The organism is Flavobacterium sp., assembly GCF_043756175.1.
In the GTDB taxonomy this organism is placed as follows: Bacteria; Bacteroidota; Bacteroidia; order Flavobacteriales; family Flavobacteriaceae; genus Flavobacterium.
The window spans coordinates 15,337-33,678 of sequence record NZ_JAYURN010000041.1 but is presented as its reverse complement, the minus strand read 5'-3'; the positions used below and the strand labels follow the sequence as shown (position 1 = coordinate 33,678).

Below are 18,342 nucleotides of genomic sequence, written 5' to 3'. Positions count from 1 at the left end.
TATTCCGCAAACTTCTTAATAATTTCTTAAATAACCAAATAATACGACGGAATATTACAATTTTATTTAAGTTAAATAAAAGATGTAATTATAATCGTAATCATAAGCTCTAGTTTATATGACGAATAATAATGCAAAAGGTTAAGCAAAAAATTATATTTTTGTCAAAATTACTTTTATGTTAAGCTCTTTTTTTTTAACACAATATTTAGAAGCCGGTACAGACGAGGCTGGACGAGGTTGTCTGGCCGGACCTGTTACAGCAGCAGCAGTTATATTGCCAGAAAATTTTGAATCTAAAATTTTAAACGACTCCAAGCAATTATCTGAGAAAATTAGAAAACAATTAAAGCCAATAATTGAAGAATTAGCAATTTCGTTTTCCGTTACACATCTAGAACCTATAGTTATAGACGAAATAAATATCCTGAACGCTTCACTAAAAGCAATGCAAGAATGTGTTTTGCAGTTAAATCCCACCCCATTAAACATTATTGTTGATGGAAATCGTCCATTACTATCTAAGAATAGTTTTAAAAAATGTTCTGGTAAAATATTTACAAATAAAGAAATAGAAATACTACAATCGATACCAAGTAGTAGTATTATTAAAGGGGATTCTAAATACCTGAGTATTGCTGCTGCCTCGGTTTTAGCAAAAACGTATCGTGATGAGTATATGAATAAAATTCATGAGGAATTCCCAATGTATAATTGGAAAAAAAACAAAGGATATCCTACTAAAGAACATCGTGAAGCTATTAGAGAATATGGTGTAACAAAATACCACAGAATGACCTTTAGATTACTTCCGGAACAGACTGTTTTAGATTTATAAGAAATTAACTTTTAAATCATCTTACAATCGAATAATTGTGTAAAATGTTTTAGGATTTTTTCTTTTACTTCTTCTTCATTTACCCTTTCTAAACCAAGCTCTACATTTAATGAAGTTACTGCTTTACCTTTTATGCCGCACGGGATTATATTATCAAAATAACCTAAATCGGCATTTACATTTAATGCAAATCCGTGCATGGTAACCCAGCGAGATGCACGTACTCCTAAAGCGCATATTTTTCTTGCAAATGGTGTTCCTACCCCAAGCCAAACTCCAGTTTCGCCTTCGCTTCTTGTACCTATTATATTATACTCTGCCAAAGTAAAAATTATTGCTTCTTCAAGAAAACGTAAATATTTATGAATATCGGTAAAGAAATTTTCTAAATCTAGAATAGGATATCCTACAATTTGTCCTGGCCCGTGGTAGGTAATATCGCCACCGCGATTTATTTTGTAAAAAGTAGCACCTTTTGCTTCGAGTTGTTTTTCTGATAAAAGCAAATTAGACAAATCGCCACTTTTTCCTAAAGTATAAACATGTGGATGTTCGACAAAAAGAAAATAATTTGGTGTTTCATCTTGGCGTTCTTCTCTCCTATTTTGAATTTTGATATCTAGTACGTTTTGAAACAATTGTTCTTGGTAATCCCAAGTTGCTTTGTAGTCTTTGTGTCCCAAATCTTGAAGTTGTATGGTTTTGTTCATTTTTTTAGAAGGTTCTGAAGTTCTGAGATACAAAGGTACAAAGTTTTGATTCAAATTATGGCAGGCAGATAACACGGATTAAGCGGATTGTTAGAATTTCTCCTTAAGGCTGATTTGAACGATAATGCCGATAATAGCCCTGATAGCAGTGGAAATCCTTTTGTTTTTTCCTTTAAAAAACAAAAGATTGTAACGAATAGCAGGAAATAGCTCCTAAATCTGAAATCTAAAATCTGCAATTTGTAATCTTTTATTATCTTTGTGGTCTTAAATAAACTTTACCTATGCAACTTTCCGAACAAGAAATCATTAGAAGAGAAAAACTGAACGCTTTACGCCAATTGGGAATTAACCCGTATCCTGCAGATTTATTTCCTGTAAATCATACTTCGAAACAGGTTAAAAAAAATTTTGAGGAAGGCAAAAAGGTCATTCTTGCTGGACGTGTTATGAGTGATCGTGATATGGGAAAAGCTTCTTTTGTTGAATTACAAGATTGTGAAGGACGAATTCAATTGTATTTTAATAGAGATGTTCTCTGTCCTGGTGAAGATAAAAGTTTATACAATCAAGTTTTTAGAAAATTAACCGATTTAGGCGATTTTATTGGTATTGAAGGTGAATTATTCTTAACAAAAGTGGGCGAAAAATCGGTTAGAGTAGATAAATTTTCTATTTTAAGTAAAACCTTACGTCCGTTACCATTACCAAAAAAAGATGAAGACGGAAATGTTCACGATGCGTTTAACGATCCTGAATTAAGATATAGAATGCGCTATGTAGATTTAGTTGTAAATCCGCAAGTAAAAGAAGTTTTTGTAAAAAGAACCAAGTTATTTACTGCCATGCGAAACTTTTTTAACGAAAGCGGCTACATAGAAGTAGAAACGCCCATCTTGCAATCTATTGCTGGTGGCGCTGCGGCTCGCCCATTTATTACACACCATAACAGTCTGGATATGCCTTTGTATATGCGAATTGCTAACGAATTATATTTGAAAAGATTAATCGTAGGCGGTTTTGATGGGGTGTATGAGTTTTCTAAAAACTTCCGTAACGAAGGAATGGATAGAACACACAATCCTGAATTTACCGCTATGGAAATATATGTAGCTTACAAGGACTACAACTGGATGATGACTTTTGCTGAAAATTTGCTAGAACATTGTGCTACTGCAGTAAATGGAAATAGCGAAGCAACTTTTGGCGAACATAAAATAAGTTTTAAAGCGCCGTATGCTCGAGTAACCATGACACAATCAATTATAGATTTTACTGGTTTTGATATTTCAGGAAAAAGCGAAGCAGAATTATTTACTGCAGCAAAAGGTATGGGAATTGACGTAAATGAAACGATGGGTAAAGGAAAATTGATTGATGAGATTTTTGGAGCAAAATGCGAAGGAAATTATATTCAACCAACCTTTATTACTGATTATCCTAAAGAAATGTCTCCTCTATGCAAATCGCACCGTGACAATCCAGATTTGACAGAACGTTTTGAGCTGATGGTATGTGGTAAAGAAATTGCCAATGCTTATTCTGAACTAAATGACCCAATTGACCAACGCGAACGTTTCGAAGACCAACTGAAACTTTCAGAAAAAGGTGATGATGAAGCAAATGGTGTAATCGATGAGGATTTTCTTCGTGCCTTAGAATACGGAATGCCTCCAACATCTGGAATGGGAATTGGAATGGACAGACTAATCATGTTCTTGACCAATAATGCTTCTATTCAAGAAGTATTGTTTTTCCCACAAATGCGTCCTGAGAAAAAACAGTTAGAACTTACTGAAGATGAGAAATGGATTGTTGAACTTTTGAAAGCCAACGAAGGAATTTCGATTAGCGATCTAAAAGCAAAATCTGCGTTAAGTGGCAAAAAATGGGATATTGCCAGCAAAGGCCTTAGCAAACAAGGATTAATGAAAATCATGGTTGATGGGGATAGTAAAATTGCTGTTTTGAATTAGAAAATTTAAAACCTAAATATTATAAAATCTGTTCGTTTGAGCAGATTTTTTTGTTTACAATTAAACCTTTTCATTTGTTTATTGTCTTAATGGTATAACTTTAAAAAAAATATCATGAAAAAATTAATTTTTACCTTAGCATTAATTACTAGTCTTTCGTTTGCAGGAATTGCACAAGAAAAAGAAACAGAGAAAAAAGAAACAACCGAAAAATTATCCGCAGATCAAAGAAATGATTTACGACTAAAGGCTATGACTTTAAATTTAGATTTGACAGCTTCTCAACAAAAAGAAATAGCACCAATTATTGCTGAACAAACTACAAAAATGGACTCAAAAAGAAGTGAAATGAAAGCGAGAAAAGAAGCGAAAAAACCGCTTACCGCAAATGAGAAATTTGAAATAAAAAACAAATCACTTGATAATCAGATTGATATGAAATCCAAAATGAAAAAGATTTTAAACGCTGACCAAATGAAAAAATGGGAAGCTAGTTATGGGGAAAGAAAAAATCAAATGCACAAAATGAAAAAACAACACAAAAACAAAACCAAAGGAGAGGTTTCAAAATAATTTTGGTAATTCAGAAAAAAAGTTTAGATTTGATAACTATAACTAATTTATTTTATCAAATTATGAAAAAAGCACTATTAATATTCGTTCTGTTTTTTGCATTCTCATTAAGTGCAAATGCTCAAGATGAGAAAAAAACATTTCAAAAAGAATTATCGATTGAAGAAAAAGCAAAACAAAATGTAGAGTCTTTAACTGCTATTATGGAGATAACAAGCCCAATATCTGAAGCTTTAAATCAACTTTTTTATAGAAAATATAAATTATTGAGCCGAGAAAACATCACCATTGCTCAGAAACAAGAAGTTTCTAATGAAATTGACGCTAAACTAAGAGCTACACTAAACGACGAATTAATTCAAAAGCTTATAGCTAAAGATTTATACAAGAATTTAATAAACTAATTTTTATATACCTAAAAAACTCCCTTATAATAAAATGGGAGTTTTTTTTTATTTACAAATTTTCCGAAACCTTATTTATCGCTTGAATTGTAAAATCTAAATCTTCATAGGTTAAAGCATCGGAAATAAACCAAGTTTCATAAGCCGATGGTGCGATATAAACACCTTCTGCAAGTAATCCGTGAAAGAATTTTTTGAAAGTATCATTATCACCATTTTTTGCAGTTTCGAAATCAAAAACTGGATTAGCATCAAAATGAACCGAAATCATCGAACCCACTCTGTTTATAGTATGCACAATTTTATTTGAAGCAAGTACGCTAGCAATTCCTTTTTCTAAATAAGTGGTTTTCTCTTCTAATCTTGCAAAAACTTCTTGATCTTCATTCAATGCCTTCAACATTGCCAATCCAGCAGCCATTGCCAAAGGATTTCCTGACAGCGTTCCTGCTTGATAAACTGGCCCAAGTGGAGCCAAATAATTCATTATTTCATTTCTTGCAGCAAATGCCCCAACTGGCAATCCGCCACCTATTACTTTACCAAAACAAACAATATCTGCTTTGATATTATATAACTCTTGAACACCGCCTTTTGTAAGACGAAATCCCGTCATAACTTCATCAAAAATCAACATTGCTCCGTTATCATCACAAAGTTGTCTCAAACCCTCTAAAAATCCTTTCTGAGACGGAATACAACCCATATTTCCTGCAACAGGCTCTATAATAATGGCTGCAATTTCGTTTTTATTGGCATCAAACAAGTCTTTTACATTTTGAATGTCGTTGTAGCTTGCCAACAAAGTATCCCTTGCAGTTCCTGACGTTACACCAGGACTATTTGGCGAACCAAAAGTTATTGCTCCGCTACCTGCTTGAATTAAAAAAGAGTCAGAATGTCCGTGATAACAGCCTGCAAATTTAATTATTTTATCTCTTTTTGTAAATCCACGCGCCAATCTAATAGCACTCATGCAAGCTTCCGTTCCTGAGTTTACGAATCTAATTTTATCTATATTTGGCACCATCGAAACGGCTAATTTTGCAATCTCCGTTTCTAATTCTGTTGGCATACCAAAAGAAGTTCCTAATTTTGCCTTTTCAATCACAGCATTTACAACAGGTTCGTAAGCATGGCCTAAAACCATAGGCCCCCATGAGTTGATGTAATCGACAAATCGGTTTCCATCTTCGTCGTAAACGTATGCTCCTTTTGCGCTTTTTGCAAATATCGGAGTTCCTCCTACCGATTTGAATGCTCTTACTGGAGAATTTACTCCGCCTGGTATTACTTTTTCAGCTTCTGCAAACAACTGACTACTTCTTTGGTATAACATAAAAAAATGTGAATTGTGAATTGTGAATTGTGAATTATTTTATAATAATAATTTGTCCTAACGAAATTGTGTTATCTAAAAAATTATTTTTCTTTTTTAGTTCGTCTATAGTAATATTAAACTTTTTTGAAATAGAATACAAAGTATCTCCTTTTACCACTATATATTGGTTTTCATTATGGAGTATTCCTTCTATTTTATCCGATTGTTTTACTTGAAAATCTATCCCTAAAACTTCAGCATCATATTGTTGCAAATGGTATCTTTCTATGATACCAATTAGTTTTTCTGGGTATTTCACATCGGTTGCATATCCTGATTTTTTAAGACCTCGTGCCCAAGCTTTGTAATCATTTTTTTGTAATAAAAATAATGGTTTGTACCACGCTCTACTAGTTAAAAAATAAGAATGATCTCGATAGGATTCTTCTGCATACTCGTATTTTCTGAAACATTCTTGTGCCGTATCGTCATCATGCTTAATACTTTTCCCTGTCCATTCTTTGTGGCATTTTATACCAAAATGATTATTTGCCTGAACACTCAGATTACCTGTTCCAGCTCCAGATTCTAAGATACCTTGTGCGAGTGTAATACTTGCAGGGATACCATCTCGAATCATGTTTTCTTTTGCAACTTCTTTAAACTGGGAGATGTATGCCAAAACCATTTCGGTAGTAACTCTCAATTTCTGAGTAGCTTCTAAAATCTCCGTTTTGGGTGGTGGTGTATTTTCTTTTTCAGATGTTTTTGTCTCGACCTTTTCTACAGGAGCATCAACCTTTTGTTTGATGGTAGTTTTCTGAGTTGTACGCACTGTTTTTTTAGGCTGCACTTTGGGCTTAGAAACCCCGCAACTTATTAATAATGATACTAATATTAGAAATGCTATTTTATTCATCAAAAACTATTTTATTCATTTTTTTCTTTTCTAACAGTCCATTCATGCCACTTATTCCTTGTAAACCTCCTGTATGAATCATTAATATTTTTGAACCATTTGGAAAATAATTATTAGCAATTAAATTCATAATACCGAAAACCATTTTCCCTGTATAAATAGGGTCTAAAGGGATTTTTGTATCAATATAAAACTGGTTTATAAAACTAATTAGTTCCGCAGTTACTTTGCCATAACCGCCAAAATGATAATCAGTTATTAATTCCCAATTGTTATTTTTTGCAAACTTACGAATTTCATCTTTCAAAAAGTCTCCTTTCAAGGCTGGAAATCCAAGAATTTTTTGATTTGGGTTGGCACTATTCATTATTCCCGAAATTGTTCCACCTGTTCCTATGGCGCAACAAATATAATCGAAATGAGAATCTTCGTCTGTCAAAATTTCTTCGCAACCTAATACTGCTAACTTATTTGTTCCACCTTCTGGAAGCAAATAATGATTTCCATATTTAGTATTCAGTTCAGAAATAAATGATTCTGACATTTTATTTTGATATACTTCTCGAGAAATAAACTCAAATTTCATTCCACAATTTTGAGCAAATAGTAAAGTTGGATTGTTTTGAATTTTGTCCGCCAATTCGTCACCTCTAATAACCCCAACAGATTCGATTCCTGATTCCTGACAAGCAAATGCCACCGCTGCTATATGATTTGAAAAAGCACCTCCAAATGTAATTAGTTTATCATAATTTAACTCTTTTGCTTTAAGAATATTGTATTTCAGTTTTCTGAATTTATTTCCAGAAACAAACGGATGCAACAAATCCTCACGTTTTAAAGTTAATGTGATGGAGTCATTTTGGCATTTTATATTTTGATTGATAGAGTTCATGTTTTAAAACACAAAGATACAAAGGCTCTGAGGAACTCAGGTTTAAAAAATAATGAATTCGTAACCCGCTGGGTAAAATTATTAAAACAGGATTGATTTTCTTCTCTTTATAGTGACATTATATTCGCCTTTAAGCAACCTTTAAGTCGTCTTAAGCATTTTTTGAATTTGCGCTAAATATTCTTTATGTTTTTGTGAGAAACGATATTAAATGGCAAATTATTTTCTAGAAAAATTTAGAACTAACCAAATTAACGGTAATCATAACCGAAATATCAATCTGAGATTGTCGAAGATCATATAAAAAAGCACTTCGATATCCAGACGTTTCGGGACAGCAAACAATCTGTTTTAAAAAATATGTGATCATGAGTATTGCTCGTGTTCCTATTAAAAAATAATTAAAACCTAAAATAAAAAAGCAGCTCGAAAGCTGCTTTAATTTAATGTGTAATTAACCTTTATTTTTTATTAAAAATAGAAACTTTTTTAGTTATTTCCTGATTTGCTCCAGTGATTAGCTTTACAATATACACTCCTTCACTTAGACCAACTGTGCTATATTCGTAACTAAGATTAGAACCTAAGTTTGATTTAGAAAAGACTGTTTTTCCAGAAACATCATACAAAGCACAAGACTTCAAATCTATTGCTTTAGGGTTTTTGATAGTTAAAAATGAACTTCCATTGTTCTGAAAAATATCAAACTCACTAGTTAAATTGTCATTAGTACTCAATGTATTATCAACAAATGTAATTTCAAATCTATTATTATTTACACCTGATTGAAGTGAAACTTCATATTCAGAATTTTTTATATCATGGTACAAATCTGTTATTTTGTCATGTAAATAAACATTCTCAGCACCATCGAAATTAATAAAACCGGCTACTTGAATTCTAAAGTTTGCATCTGTATTATTTTTGAATCCAACTGGATATTTATTATTAATATCAAATTTGTTTGCAGAATGTACATATTCTGTATTATCTAGATACAAATACATATCATATGGCAAATTGGCGTCTACATCAGAAGATTTAGAATCCGCTCTATCTAATCCTTCAACTGCATTTGGCATAAAAGCTAAAACAACTTGGCGAACAGCTTGATCATTCAAAGAAACATTAATTTTTACATGTGGTGTTGGTGCTTTACTTATTTGGGTGTAATCAATTCCCGCGAGGTTTGGTATTTCTTCATAAAAACCATAATCGACATTTACACCACTAGCATTTTTTTCAAACTGCGAATTTGTTGGAATCCCTTCTTTTCTGTAAACTCGGTGCGTATTTTTTATTTGTACATTTCCAACCGCAGTACCTCTAATCATAAAACCCTGCCCAATTGGAGCAAATCTTCTTTCATAATTATTCAGAGGCGTACTAAAAACTGGCCCCTGTGTTCCAGCTGCCGTATAAGTATAAAATGTAGCAGGTGTGTATAAATTTGTAGACCCATTATAAACACCATAACCACCTCTATAAGAAGCTATAAAATGAGTATTTACTGTTTTATCATGTTCCCAATACAATGCTGTTCCATCACATAATGCCGTATTTGTGGGGTCCGTTAAAAACAATTGCATGTCTATTGCACTTGGGTAAGGATTTCCAGCAAGTGTTTGTGTTGCAGCTAGAACAGCTACATTTATTGTACCGTCATTGGGTTTTCCTCTAAAATCATATCTTTGCGCGCTTCCTGCATTGTTTGTTCCCGATCCTAAGTGCGGTACAGTTGCATCCGAACCACTTGTTCCCTTCATAGTAAAGCCCTGACCTGCTCCAAGTGTTGAAGCTGCAGCTACTTGTGACCATTGACCATATGTTGTTGCTGTCGTGTATTTCCAAATCCAATGAGATGCTATCGAAAGTGCTGCCGCTCCAGAAACTCCATCATAATTACCAAGACCTAAAATTGTCGCTGTAGTAGTTGCTGTTCCAGTAGTAGGAATACCAAGCTGTGTGATTCCAAAAGAAGAGTTTCCTCCAACAGCAAGTGAACCTCCAACTGGAGAACACCAATAATTATACTGAAAGTTATTTACTGTTCCTTCCTGGAAAACAGACAAAGAACCCAAACCAATATTTGCACCCCCAACTGCTGCAGTTCCTTGCAAAAATTGAGATTGATTCCTTAAATAAACATTACTTGTTGCGGCATTCAACTCTACATTTCCTGTTACGTAAACATACTGATCATTTACATACATGTATGTATTAGGACTTACATACATCTGAGACTGAGAAGTCATTCCTATTAAGAATAACAATAATAAATAGTTGTATTTCATATTTTTACGCATTTAGTATGTGTTTATTAATTTGAATTATTTCAAGTAAATTATTGTTTTTCATGAAATTATAAAAACAAATATAAAAAAAAGAAATTAAAAATTTTGGTTATGATAAAAAAAAAAACATCGAACATACAATTTATATTAAACCCTTATTTTTTTTTAAATTTTAAAACCCTTTTTTCAAAATAAACGTATATCAAGAAAATATCTTAATTTATTAGTAAGTACTATCTAAAAAATTAATTACTAATGAAATTTGATGATTTTAAATTCATTTTTGTTTTTATAATATCATAAAAGTTGATTAAACAAAAGTTAAAAATAAAACAAAAAAAAATATCGTAATTAAAAACTTACTTTTTTAACTATTAAAAAACAGACACATTAAAATTTTTCAAAGAATCGCAATAACATAGCAATTACATACCGTTGGAGTCTCAAAAATATATTTTTTTACACAAAAAATCACACTTATTTAACATAAAACACATCCGTATCACAAAAAAAATGTAAAAACATAATGATTTAACAAATAAAATTAATAAGTTTATATTTAAAAAGTAAGCAAAAAAAGACACTTTAAAAAGTATAACTACTTTTAATTTTGTTTTTTTTCAAATTAATGAAACACATTAAATTATGTTTATTTAAAATTTTATCCCATTGCATCTATATTATATAAACAAATTTAACCCCTACATTGAAATTAATATTACGGTTTTACCGTAAAAAATGTTAAAGTTTTTTATAAATAAATCAAATTTATGAAGTATTACATCTTAATGAATTAAATATAAAGTAAAAATTAGCCACAATTTTAATAACCCCTACTATGATAAAAAATTACAATTCTAATTACAAAAGTTCTTGTTTTACTAAAACAAACGAAACTTTCGACATTTCTTTTCATACAAAAAGAAAAATTTATTTTACGAAATTCACACACGGAAAGAAGACCGATTTTTTTACGGTACTTTTTCTCTTATTCGCAACATTATTTTCATTTAATATTGGGAATGCGCAAACAACGACTATTTATAACACACCTGGAGCAAAATCTTGGGTATGCCCATACGGAATGACCTCTGTGCAGGTAGAAGCTTGGGGTGGTGGCGCAGGAGGTAGAAGCTCTGCGAACACTAATGGTTTTGTTGGTGGTGGTGGTGGTGGTGGTTCTTACGCCAAAAGAAACTCTATCCCTGTAACCGGAGGAACCACTTATAATTTTACAGTTACCTTAGGTACAGGCGGTGGTGCAAATACCGCGGGAGGAGCTACATCTACAACATTTAACACTGTAGCAATTAATGCCCCTGGCGGTTCTGTAGGCGTAGCCTCGGCAGCTGGAATTGCTGTCGCAGGAGGTCTTGGTGGTATCTTAGGAACAGGAGATGTAACTTATCTTGGAGGAAATGGTGGTAGTGGATATGGCGTTCCGAATGCTGGTTCTGGAGGAGGAGGAGGCTCTGCTGCTGGAACAACTGGCGCTGGAAATCCCGGTGGTAACGCTACTGCTACAAATACACCAGGTGCTGGAGGTGCTGCAAGAGCTTTGTTTGGAGGTGCCGGAGGTGCTGGAGGTAATAATGCAAACGGTGTTGCTGCAACCATAAATTATGGTGGTGGTGGTGGTGGTGCAGGCCACAAAGGAAATCTTGGTGGCGCAGGTATGGATGGGGCATTAATTATCACATTTACTTGCCCAACAGAAACAGCTAGTGCAGGACCCGATCAATCATTGGCTTGTGGCGCAACAACAGCAACACTAGCAGGAAATGCACCATCTAGCGCAGGACTAACAGGTACTTGGACAGTAATTTCAGGTACAGCGACAATAACATCTATAAATTCTCCTACATCTGGAGTAACAGGATTAGCCAGTTCAGGCACTGCTACATTAAGATGGACTATAAATAATGGTTTGTGCGGCACATCAACTGACGATGTAATTATTACCTCAAAAGCAACGTCAGTAATAACAACAAATCCTATTAACTCCAGTATAGCAGTTGGAGCAAATACATCGTTTACAGTTGTTGGTTTAAATACTCCTACTAGTTATATTTGGGAAGTAAGTACTGATGGTGGTGGTTCGTGGTCTACAGTAACAGACGGAGGTGTATATACAAATGCAACAACCGCAACATTAAATATTACGGGAGCAACTTTTAGCATGAGTGGCTATAAATATAGAGCTAAAGCAGTAAATGCTTGTGGTACTTCAGCAGCCTCAACAGAAGCAACACTAACTGTTATTTTGGTATATTGTACGCCAAGTGTTAGTGCAGCTGGATACGAAAGCCTAACTTATTTTACGAATGTCTCATTTGTAGGAACACTATTAGATACTTCAAACAATTCAACGTTTTCATCAGCTCCTAGGGGATATCAAGATTTTACTGGATTGCCTACGTTATCTCAACAAGCTCAAGGGGAAGGAGTTAATATTTCTACTCAAGTTACCAATCGAGGATACATGAAAGCTTGGGTAGACTGGAATAAAGATGGTGACTTCTTAGATCTTGGTGAAGACGTATATTCTTCTGGAGGAGTTGCAACTTATTCGACCACTTTTGGTTTTGTTATACCCGCTACTCAACCAGTAGGCAATTACAGAGTAAGAATAAGAATAAATAAGGATGACAATACTGCTCCTTATGATCCTGGAGCGGTTTCAGTTTATACTGCCTGTCAAGTACTTTCATATTATGGAGAAGCAGAAGATTATTTATTTACAGTTATACCAAGTTGTAACGCTCTAATTACAGGAACAACAAACGGAAGCACATGTGGAGCTGGTACTACTACTCTGTTAGCAACAGGAAATGCTGGAGTTACACAATATCGTTGGTACACTACCCCAACTGGAGGTGCTCCAGTGGCTACTACAGCAACTGGTAGTTGGACAACCCCTTCTATTTCTAGCACAACTCTATATTATGTTACTGCATTCAATGGCACTTGCGAATCTTTAGTAAGAACTTTAGTTAAAGCAATTTATAATCCAAATGCTACATTAAGTTTCACTCCTTCAAATCCAGAAGTTTGCGGCGAGAATGTAATCATTTCTATTACAGTGTCTGGAGATACCGAACAAGCTTATCTAATAGACGAAAATTTTGAGGGCGGCATGGGCACTTTTACAAATGTTAATTATAATAATATTTATGGCGCAACAGTAGCTACAAATGCAGCTTGGCAAAGTAGAACAAGTACATATGTACCCATAAACCCTCCTGGTCAAGTATGGTTTCCAGCGATATCATCAGGATTCGGAACTAATAAATTTGTATCTAGCACTTCAGATTTAGGTAGTTATAATATTCATACAGGCTTGGTTTCTGCCACTGTAAATTCTACAACTTTTACAGATTTAACTTTAACGTTTGATACTTATTATTCTCGTTATTATATAGATGGAGCTAACCTTACTTTAGATTATGTTACTGTTGACGTTTCAACCAATGGTGGTGGAGCTTGGACAGAAATACAACGTTACACTTCAGATATTGCAATTGGAACCAGAATGCAAAGCTTATCATATAACCTTAATGCTTATATAAATCAGGCCAACTTAAAAGTTCGCGTTAGATATTATGGCGAATGGTGTGATGGTATAGCAATCGACAATGTCAAATTATTTGGAACAAGACCATTAAACACATCTTTTACATGGAGTGGAGCTTCTTTACCTGACGCTTTCGTCGATGCCGCAGCAACAATTCCATATACAGCAGGAACACCTATTGTATCTGTTTATATAAAACCTACATTAGCACAGTTAGAGTTAGGAACATATACTTTTACCGCAAGTGCAACATTAGCAAATGGCTGTATTGCAAGCACTCCAATAACCGTTACAAACACTTCTAGAGTTTGGAAAGGAACAACTGACACAGATTGGAATACAGCTAGTAACTGGTTACCTGCTACGGTACCTACTTCTGCGAATTGCGTTATTATACCAAGTAACACTATAATTTCTGGGGCTGGCTTTAATGCATATGGAAAAAACTTAACTATAAAATCAACCGGAAATTTAGAACTACAATCCTCAAATAATTTGACGATAACAGATTTTATTAAAAACGAAAGTGGTGTTTTCAACGTTAGAAATAGTGCCAACTTAGTTCAAATAAACAATATTCCCAATACTGGTAATATAACTATGCAAAGAATTGCAAACATAAGAAAACAAGATTATGTATACTGGTCATCGCCTGTAGCAAGTTTTGCTACTAGCGCAATATCTCCTGGAACGACATCTAGCTATATATACAAATGGACGCCTACAATTGGTACAAATACAAATGGCTGGGGTAATTGGACAGGCGGTAGTGAAACAATGACGTTAGGAAAAGGTTATATTGTACGAGGACCAGATGCTTTTTCTTTAAGTCTTTTTACTAACTATACGGCAAATTATGTTGGCGTGCCTAATAACGGTACGATTACGATGCCTGTATTAAGAGGGACGTATGATGGAGCTAATTATTCAACTGGAGTTTCTACAACACTAGCAACAAAAGATGATGACAACTGGAATCTTTTAGGAAATCCTTACCCATCGGCTATTAATCCAACACAATTTTTAGCAGCTAACACAAACCTTGCTGGTTTTGTAAAAATATGGACCCATGGTACTTTACCTGTTTCATTAACAGATCCTTTTTATCAAGATTTCGCATATAATTACACCCCAGGAGATTACGTTACATATAACGGTTCAGGATCTACTGCGGGACCAGGTGTAAATCAAATTTCAGCAGGTCAAGGATTCTTTACATTAATGAATCATACTTCTGCGGCAGCATCTGAAAATGTGACTTTTACAAATGCAATGAGAAGAGATGGTTCAGGTAATACATATAACAACTCTCAATTCTTTAAAGGTACAGATAAAACACCACAAGAAAACCACAGAATTTGGTTAGATTTAGTAACAGCAACAAATAAAAATGTTAGAACACTTCTGGGTTATATAGACGGAGCAACAAATGAAACTGATAGATTATACGATGCATTTACAGACGAAAAATTAACTCTGAACTTATATTCTCTAATTGGGACTGAGATGTTTAACATTCAAGGAAAAAAACTGCCTTTCGAGAATACTGATTTTGTTCCTATGGGATTCAAAACAAACGAAAGCGGCACTCACAATATTGCTATTGCATTTGTTGATGGTCTTTTCTCAGATGCATCGCAAAACATTCTTATAGAAGATAAGTTATTAAACAAAACTCATAATCTAAAAGAATCCGCATATACGTTTACTACAATGGCAGGAACATTTGATGACCGATTTGTATTACGTTATTCAAAAACAAATTTATCAAGTGATGATTTTAAAGTAAATAATACCGTTAAAGTTTTTGCGAATAACAATACAATCAACATAACTTCAACAAGTGAAGCTATAAAAGATGTAATTATTTATGATGTTTTAGGAAAAACAATAATAAACAAAATAAACATTAACAAACAAGAGGTTTATCTAAACGAATTGAAACAAACAAGCACAATGCTTATTGTTAAGGTAACTTTAGAAAATAACGAAGTGGTTGTTACGAAAGTGATTTTCTAACATATTGAAACATTAAACTAAAGTCGTAAAGATTAATTTCTTTACGACTTTTTTAGTCATAATTTTGTAATACATTATCTGAATATATTGTATAAAAAAACCTTCACCTTGAAAAAAAAGTAGTATTTAATTTAAAAAATAGAAAAAATTTGATTTAATAAACAATATTTATTAATTTTATCCTGAAAATAAACATAGGAAAAACACCAAAAAACATAATTGTTATTTTTTTTTGATTAATTTTACGTCGAAAATATGTTAATTTAAAGTTTTATCAAATTATAATTATTTTATAAAAACAAATTTAAAACCTACTGATAAAAAAAAATTACGGTTTTACCGTAAAAAATGTTAAAGTTTAAAAAAATAAATGAAAATAAAAAACAAAACACCCAATTTAAAAAAAATACACAGCTATAATATTTTATCTAATTTGTCTTAAATATAAACCCTTAACTATGAAAAACCTATACTTAAATTATATTGCCATCGTATTGATAGCATCGTTTAGCTCCCTGCAAGCACAAGTTGGAGTTGGAACAGTAACCCCTTTTGGAGCCTTAGACATTACCTCTGCAAATGACGGATTACTAATCCCTCGAATTGCATTATCTGCAACAACTGTGGCAACAGTAGTTACACCAACCACATCAGAATTAGTATACAATACTGCGACTGCCGGAGCAGGAATTACCGCCGTTACTCCTGGTTTTTACTATTGGAACGGTGCTCTTTGGATAAAAATTCAAACAGGCCTAAATAGCGATTGGACTATTTTAGGAAACGCAGGAACAGTTGCAGCAACAAATTTTGTTGGAACTACAGATGCCATAGATTTTGTTACTAGAACAAATAACACCGAAAAAATGAGGGTTACTAGTGCAGGAAATGTGGGTATAGGAACTACTCTCCCTACTAGATTGTTACAAACAAACAGTAACCTAGCAACAACAGAGAGCAGTATTGCTTTTTCTAAAGCTGCAACAGTTGGATTAATAACTGGAGTAGCTGCAAACCCAGACCCTTATACAGGCGGAGGATCTGCACTTAACGGAAAAGCGTTTATTCACGCAAATGGTGGTACAAATTTACAAATTGCAACCACATCAGCTAATAGTATAGAGTTAGGTACTAATGGAGCAAACAGAATGACCATTGACGCTAATGGAAATGTAGGTATAGGAACTACTTTACCAACCGGATTACTAGACCTAACTACAACTGATAAAGGTATCGTTATACCTAGAATTGCACTTACGGATTCAAGCTTGCAAGCACCTGTAATAAACCCACAAGGCGGGGTAATACCCTCAGGAACAATAATATACAATACTACAACAGCCGGCGTTACCCCTAACAATGTGGGGCCAGGGTTATATTTTTGGAATGGCACAAGATGGATAGCCTTTGCAGGTTCTGCCGGAGGTCTTGACTGGTCATTAACGGGTAATGCCTCTACTTCTCCGGGTACATTTGCTGCTCCAGGAGTTAGTTACCTTGGTACTTCGGACGCACAGGCATTACATATTTCAACAAATGGAGCACCAAGATTACAAATTGCTCCAGCTGGAAATACCGGAATCGGAGTTGGTGCTACAGCAGTAGATTTATTAAGTATTACAAACAACAACAATACAAACCAAAGAGGTTTATTATTAAATAACAATACTACATTAGCAAATGCTAGAGGAATAAGCATCATACAAGCAAGTACAGGTGCTGGCTCAGCAGGTCTTATTATAAACAACACTAACGCTACTGACGGACTAGGAGCGATTATAGTAGGTCAAAATGTAGGTATAACTTCATTAGCGGGTTCGGGAACAACCTCTAATGGAGCAGGCTTCGGAATAGCGGGTTTTGGAAAAACAGCAGTAACAAGTACTGGTGTTGCTGGCGTAGGACAAGGAGGATCTTCATCATCATCTTTCGCAGGTTTTGGATCAGGAGTAGCCGCTACTGGAACAACTTTAGGTTTGTCTGCATTTGCTTCAACCACAACTGGCGATAGAAATGCTGCTCGTTTTGATGCCCTTAACGCAACTGCAACACTAGCAGATGATCCAGCAGCTAGTTTAGCCGGAGTTGCAACAGGTGTTGATCCTGATGGAGCTGGAGGATTAGGAGCATCTACTGTTACTTATGGTGGTTATTTTTCAAGCGGTGGTTCAGGTGTAGGATTTGCCTATGTGGGTGCAAATATTGGTGCTACTAATTATAAAATTATTGGTAATGGTACAGTATCAACAATTGTAGCAAGTGACAAAGCAAACGACTCTAAAAAAATCATGTTTGCCCCAGAAGCTCCTGAGGTATTATTTGAAGACTATGGTGTAGGACAGCTTTTAAACGGACAAGTAATAATTAATGTAGATCCTATTTTCGCAAAAAATATTTTTGTAGACGCTAAGCATCCGTTAAAAGTTTTCATTCAATTAGAAGGTGATTGTAATGGCGTATATGTAACTAGCAAATCAAAAAATGGATTTACTGTAAAAGAACTAAACGGAGGAAATTCTAATGTAAGTTTCTCTTGGCATATTGTTGGAAATAGAGCTGATGAAAAAGACAATACTGGAAAAACAGTAAATTATCAAACATTACGTTATCCAGATGCACCGACAGCATTACCTAGTCCTGAACTAAAACAAACTAAATTAGAAAAAGTAAAAGATGCTGATACAAGTAATAATGATATCAAATAAGCTTTCTTAAATAATTTTAAAAATTCCAAAAAGACCTTGATTTTAAATAATCAAGGTCTTTTTTTTTAAACAAAATTATAAGTCATAAATAACTAAAAAATATTGAGAGATCAT

The 18,342-nt window shown here is 33.9% G+C and carries 11 protein-coding genes; 6 read left to right on the top strand and 5 right to left on the bottom strand.

The window, feature by feature from the left end:
- The first annotated feature begins 178 nt into the window (after positions 1-178).
- Positions 179-838 (top strand): ribonuclease HII, encoded by a 660-nt coding sequence (locus ACH2BP_RS02280; RefSeq protein ID WP_395056615.1) that lies wholly within the window; start codon positions 179-181, stop codon positions 836-838.
- Between the two features lie 11 nt (positions 839-849).
- Here the strand turns inward: ACH2BP_RS02280 and lipB are convergent, their stop codons facing one another.
- The gene (lipB, locus tag ACH2BP_RS02275; protein WP_395056613.1) at positions 850-1,548 is read right to left on the bottom strand and encodes a lipoyl(octanoyl) transferase LipB; all 699 of its coding nucleotides are present in this window, start codon (positions 1,546-1,548) and stop codon (positions 850-852) included.
- Positions 1,549-1,832: 284 nt separating this feature from the next.
- On the opposite strand from lipB, the gene lysS reads away from it, so the two are divergent.
- From lysS to ACH2BP_RS02260, 3 genes are all read left to right on the top strand, one after another.
- Entirely contained in the window at positions 1,833-3,524 is a 1,692-nt protein-coding gene (lysS, locus tag ACH2BP_RS02270; RefSeq protein ID WP_395056611.1) for a lysine--tRNA ligase, read from the top strand.
- 114 nt (positions 3,525-3,638) lie between these two features.
- On the top strand, positions 3,639-4,097 hold the full coding sequence (locus ACH2BP_RS02265) for a hypothetical protein (protein ID WP_395056609.1): 459 nt from the start codon (positions 3,639-3,641) through the stop codon (positions 4,095-4,097).
- 62 nt (positions 4,098-4,159) lie between these two features.
- Entirely contained in the window at positions 4,160-4,501 is a 342-nt protein-coding gene (locus ACH2BP_RS02260) for a hypothetical protein (RefSeq protein ID WP_395056607.1), read from the top strand.
- 52 nt (positions 4,502-4,553) lie between these two features.
- On the opposite strand, the gene hemL is transcribed toward ACH2BP_RS02260, so the two are convergent.
- From hemL to ACH2BP_RS02240, 4 genes are all read right to left on the bottom strand, one after another.
- Positions 4,554-5,840, bottom strand: a complete 1,287-nt coding sequence (gene hemL / locus ACH2BP_RS02255) for a glutamate-1-semialdehyde 2,1-aminomutase (RefSeq protein ID WP_395056605.1) — start codon at positions 5,838-5,840, stop codon at positions 4,554-4,556.
- A gap of 34 nt (positions 5,841-5,874) precedes the next feature.
- Positions 5,875-6,741, bottom strand: a complete 867-nt coding sequence (locus tag ACH2BP_RS02250) for a glucosaminidase domain-containing protein (RefSeq protein WP_395056604.1) — start codon at positions 6,739-6,741, stop codon at positions 5,875-5,877.
- Positions 6,734-7,636 carry a 1-aminocyclopropane-1-carboxylate deaminase/D-cysteine desulfhydrase gene (locus ACH2BP_RS02245; RefSeq protein WP_395056602.1) on the bottom strand — a complete coding sequence of 301 codons (903 nt, stop codon included), beginning with the start codon at positions 7,634-7,636 and terminating at the stop codon, positions 6,734-6,736. The genes ACH2BP_RS02250 and ACH2BP_RS02245 overlap by 8 nt, the downstream gene beginning before the upstream one ends.
- Before the next feature lie 461 nt (positions 7,637-8,097).
- Positions 8,098-9,930, bottom strand: a complete 1,833-nt coding sequence (locus tag ACH2BP_RS02240; RefSeq protein ID WP_395056600.1) for a T9SS sorting signal type C domain-containing protein — start codon at positions 9,928-9,930, stop codon at positions 8,098-8,100.
- An 838-nt stretch (positions 9,931-10,768) separates the two neighbouring features.
- Between ACH2BP_RS02240 and ACH2BP_RS02235 the strand changes: the two genes are divergently transcribed.
- Positions 10,769-15,523 carry a GEVED domain-containing protein gene (locus ACH2BP_RS02235; RefSeq protein WP_395056598.1) on the top strand — a complete coding sequence of 1,585 codons (4,755 nt, stop codon included), beginning with the start codon at positions 10,769-10,771 and terminating at the stop codon, positions 15,521-15,523.
- Between the two features lie 458 nt (positions 15,524-15,981).
- A complete protein-coding gene (locus tag ACH2BP_RS02230) occupies positions 15,982-18,228 on the top strand; it encodes a beta strand repeat-containing protein (protein WP_395056596.1) in 2,247 nt (748 codons plus the stop codon).
- The last annotated feature ends 114 nt before the right edge of the window (positions 18,229-18,342 follow it).

What these genes read in the sequence shown, in the direction of transcription:
- ACH2BP_RS02280 (WP_395056615.1), top strand. Translation starts at nt 179, where the DNA reads ATGTTAAGCTCTTTTTTTTTAACACAATATTTAGAAGCCGGTACAGAC.
- lipB (WP_395056613.1), bottom strand. Translation starts at nt 1,548, where the DNA reads ATGAACAAAACCATACAACTTCAAGATTTGGGACACAAAGACTACAAA.
- lysS (WP_395056611.1), top strand. Translation starts at nt 1,833, where the DNA reads ATGCAACTTTCCGAACAAGAAATCATTAGAAGAGAAAAACTGAACGCT.
- ACH2BP_RS02265 (WP_395056609.1), top strand. Translation starts at nt 3,639, where the DNA reads ATGAAAAAATTAATTTTTACCTTAGCATTAATTACTAGTCTTTCGTTT.
- ACH2BP_RS02260 (WP_395056607.1), top strand. Translation starts at nt 4,160, where the DNA reads ATGAAAAAAGCACTATTAATATTCGTTCTGTTTTTTGCATTCTCATTA.
- hemL (WP_395056605.1), bottom strand. Translation starts at nt 5,840, where the DNA reads ATGTTATACCAAAGAAGTAGTCAGTTGTTTGCAGAAGCTGAAAAAGTA.
- ACH2BP_RS02250 (WP_395056604.1), bottom strand. Translation starts at nt 6,741, where the DNA reads ATGAATAAAATAGCATTTCTAATATTAGTATCATTATTAATAAGTTGC.
- ACH2BP_RS02245 (WP_395056602.1), bottom strand. Translation starts at nt 7,636, where the DNA reads ATGAACTCTATCAATCAAAATATAAAATGCCAAAATGACTCCATCACA.
- ACH2BP_RS02240 (WP_395056600.1), bottom strand. Translation starts at nt 9,930, where the DNA reads ATGAAATACAACTATTTATTATTGTTATTCTTAATAGGAATGACTTCT.
- ACH2BP_RS02235 (WP_395056598.1), top strand. Translation starts at nt 10,769, where the DNA reads ATGATAAAAAATTACAATTCTAATTACAAAAGTTCTTGTTTTACTAAA.
- ACH2BP_RS02230 (WP_395056596.1), top strand. Translation starts at nt 15,982, where the DNA reads ATGAAAAACCTATACTTAAATTATATTGCCATCGTATTGATAGCATCG.